Consider the following 3194-nt stretch of genomic DNA (forward strand, 5'->3'; position numbering starts at 1 on the left):
CCAGCCCTGGTGCCGCGAGCAGGGCCAGCACCATCGCCACGCGCAGCCGCATCAACGCCGTCTCCCGAAAGTCGGGCCAGAATGAGGCGGCGGCCGGCGCAGTGCAAGCACCGGCGCCCGGGGGCGGAACCGCAAATTGCGATTTGCGAAACCGGTGATTCTCGCGCAACATCATTCTAACCGACTGCTTTATGGAGGAAATTTTATGCTGCGCCGCACACTGCTCTCCACGGCCCTCACGGCTGCCACCCTGCCGCTCCTGGGCGGTGGCGCCCGCGCGCAGCAGCAGCAACAGCTCTACTCCTCCCTGCACGTCTTCATCCCCGCCGGCCCCGGCGGCGGCTGGGACGGGCTGGGCCGCGCCATCGAGCAGGTGGCGCGCCAGGCCGGGCTGGTGGGCAACTTCCAGTTCGAGAATGTCGGCGGCGCCGGCGGCACGGTGGGGCTGCCGCGCTTCATCTCGCAGCGCCGCGGGCGCGAGGGCAGCATCCTGGTCGGCGGCGCCGTCATGGTGGGCTCGGTGCTGGCCAACAAGTCGCCCTTCGGCCTGAAGGACGTGACGCCGATCGCGCGCATGACCACCGAGCCGGGCATCATCGTCGTGCCCGCCGGCAGCGACATCAAGGACCTGCAGGGCTTCCTCGACGCGCTGAAGAGCAACCCGGGCGGCACCTCGGTGGCCGGCGGCAGCGCCGGCGGCATCGACCACATCGTGCTCGGCCTGCTGCTGAAGAGCCAGGGCCGCTCGGCCAAGGAGGCCTCCTACGTCGCCTTCGCCGGCGGCGGGCCGGCCCAGGCCGCCATCCTCGGCGCGCAGGTGAAGGCCGGCATCTCCGGCGTCTCGGAATTCGCCGAGCAGATCAAGGCCGGGCGGATGCGGGCGCTGGCCACCACCGGCGAGACGCGCAGCCTGCCCGATGTGCCGACGCTGAAGGAAAGCGGCATCGACATCACCCTGGGCAACTGGCGCGGCGTGTTCGGCCCGCCGGGCATCAAGCCGGAGACGCGCGAGGGGCTGGTGAAGTTCGTCACCACCCTGCACGGGCTGCCGGCCTGGAAGGAGATGATGGAGCGCCAGGGCTGGGAGGACGCCTTCCTGCCCGGCGAGGCCTTCGAGGCCTACCTGAAGCGCGACGAGGCGGCCACCGCCGAGGTGCTGCGCGAAATCGGCCTGATCTGAGCATGACCGGCACGACCGGAGAGCCCGGCACCATGCCGGGCCCTGCCGACGCCCCGGTGCCGGATGCCCGGATGCGGGCCGCGCTGCGGCGGTCCGACCTCGTGGTGGGGGGGCTGGTGCTGCTGCTCGGCCTGCTCTGCCTGTGGCAGGCCGCCATCATTCCCACCACCCCGCTCTATGCGCAGGTGGGGCCGAAATTCACCCCCTACCTGGTGGGCGGCATGGTCTGCGTGGTGGGGGCGGGGCTGACCCTCTCCGCTTTGCGCGGCGGCTGGTCGCACACCCTGCCGGAGGTGGCGGAGGCGCCGCCCACCAACTGGCGCGCCCTCGGCCTGCTCGGCGCGGGGCTGGTGGCGAACCTGGCGCTGATCGACACGCTGGGCTTCGTCTTCGCCGCCACGGCGCAGTTCGTGCTGGTGGCCGCCGCCTTCGGCAGCCGCCACCCGCTGCGCGATCTCGGCATCGGGCTGGCCGTCACCTTCGGCGCCTACCTGGCCTTCGACAAGCTGCTGGGCGTCAATATCGGCGCCGGCATCCTGGAAGGGATTCTGTAGCTCCATGGATGTCTGGTCCGGCCTGGCCTTCGGCTTCGGCAACGCGCTCACCATCACCAATCTCGGCTGGGCGCTGCTCGGCTGCTTCCTCGGCACCGCCATCGGCGTGCTGCCCGGCATCGGCCCGGCGCTGACCATCGCGCTGCTGCTGCCCATCACCTTCCAGGTGAGCGCCACCGGCGCCTTCATCCTGTTCTGCGGCGTGTTCTACGGCGCCATGTATGGCGGCTCCACCACCTCCATCCTGCTCAACACGCCGGGCGAGAGCGGCTCCATCATCACCGCGCTGGAAGGCGCCAAGATGGCGCGCAACGGCCGCGCCGGGCCGGCGCTGGTCACGGCGGCGGTGGGCAGCTTCATCGCCGGCACCATCGGCACGCTGGGCCTGTCCTTCCTCGGCCCCATCGTCGTCGAGCTGGCGCTGAAGCTGGGGCCGGCCGAGTATTTCTCGCTGATGGTGCTGTGCTTCGTCACCGTCTCGGCGGTGCTGGGCGGCTCGGCGCTGCGCGGGCTGGCCTCGCTCGGCCTCGGCCTGCTGATCGGGCTGGTGGGCATCGACCTGCAGACCGGCCAGCCGCGCCTGACCTTCGGCATCCCCGAGCTGCTGGACGGCATCGACGTGGTGCTGGTCGCCGTCGCCCTCTTCGCGGTGGGCGAGACGCTCTACCTCGCCTGGCGCCATATGGAGGGCAAGCAGGAGGTGCGCGAGGTCGGCCGGCTGATGATGACGAAGGAGGACTGGAAGCGCTCCACCGGCCCGTGGTTCCGTGGCGCGCTGCTGGGCTTCCCCTTCGGCGTCATGCCGGCGGGCGGCACCGAGATGCCCACCATGCTCAGCTACTACGCCGAGCGGAAGCTCTCGAAGCACCCGGAGGAGTTCGGCACCACCGGCGCCATCGAGGGCGTGGCGGGGCCTGAGGCGGCCAACAACGCCGCCGCCGCCGGCGTGCTGGTGCCGATGCTGACGCTGGGCCTGCCCACCTCGGCCACCGCCGCCATCATGCTCTCGGCCTTCCAGTCCTACGGCATCCAGCCGGGGCCGCTGCTGTTCACCAGCCAGGGCGAGCTGGTCTGGACGCTGATTGCCTCGCTCTACATCGCCAACATCATGCTGGTGGTGCTGAACCTGCCGCTGGTGGGCCTCTGGGCGCGCATCCTCAAGATCCCGACGCCGCAGCTCTACGCGGGCATCCTGGTCTTCGCCACCATCGGCACCTACGGCATCAGCAACTCCGTGGTGGACCTGATGCTGCTCTACGGCATCGGCATCATCGCCATGTTCATGCGGCGCTTCGAGTTCCCGCAGGCGCCGGTGGTCATCGGCATGATCCTGGGGCCGATGGCGGAGCAGGCGATGCGCCAGGCGCTGACCATCAGCCAGGGCGACTGGACCACCTTCGTCACCCGCCCCGTCTCGCTCAGCATCCTGCTGCTGGCGCTGCTCGGGCTGGTCGGGCCGC

General features: G+C 70.7%; 3 protein-coding genes. All 3 read left to right on the plus strand.

Translation table 11 applies throughout. The annotated features are described in order from the left end of the window. Positions 1 to 205 precede the first annotated feature (205 nt). Entirely contained in the window at positions 206 to 1180 is a 975-nt protein-coding gene (locus tag ACZJYS_RS23705; RefSeq protein ID WP_493180559.1) for a Bug family tripartite tricarboxylate transporter substrate binding protein, read from the plus strand. A gap of 2 nt (positions 1181 to 1182) precedes the next feature. Beyond that, the gene (locus tag ACZJYS_RS23710) at positions 1183 to 1734 is read left to right on the plus strand and encodes a tripartite tricarboxylate transporter TctB family protein (protein WP_379650459.1); all 552 of its coding nucleotides are present in this window, start codon (positions 1183 to 1185) and stop codon (positions 1732 to 1734) included. Positions 1735 to 1738: 4 nt separating this feature from the next. Beyond that, positions 1739 to 3194 (plus strand): tripartite tricarboxylate transporter permease (locus ACZJYS_RS23715; protein ID WP_493180560.1); only part of this gene is annotated, 1456 nt, incomplete at its 3' end.

It is taken from the genome of Roseomonas sp. TS2 (assembly GCF_058833935.1).

What these genes read in the sequence shown, in the direction of transcription:
- ACZJYS_RS23705 (WP_493180559.1), top strand. Translation starts at nt 206, where the DNA reads ATGCTGCGCCGCACACTGCTCTCCACGGCCCTCACGGCTGCCACCCTG.
- ACZJYS_RS23710 (WP_379650459.1), top strand. Translation starts at nt 1,183, where the DNA reads ATGACCGGCACGACCGGAGAGCCCGGCACCATGCCGGGCCCTGCCGAC.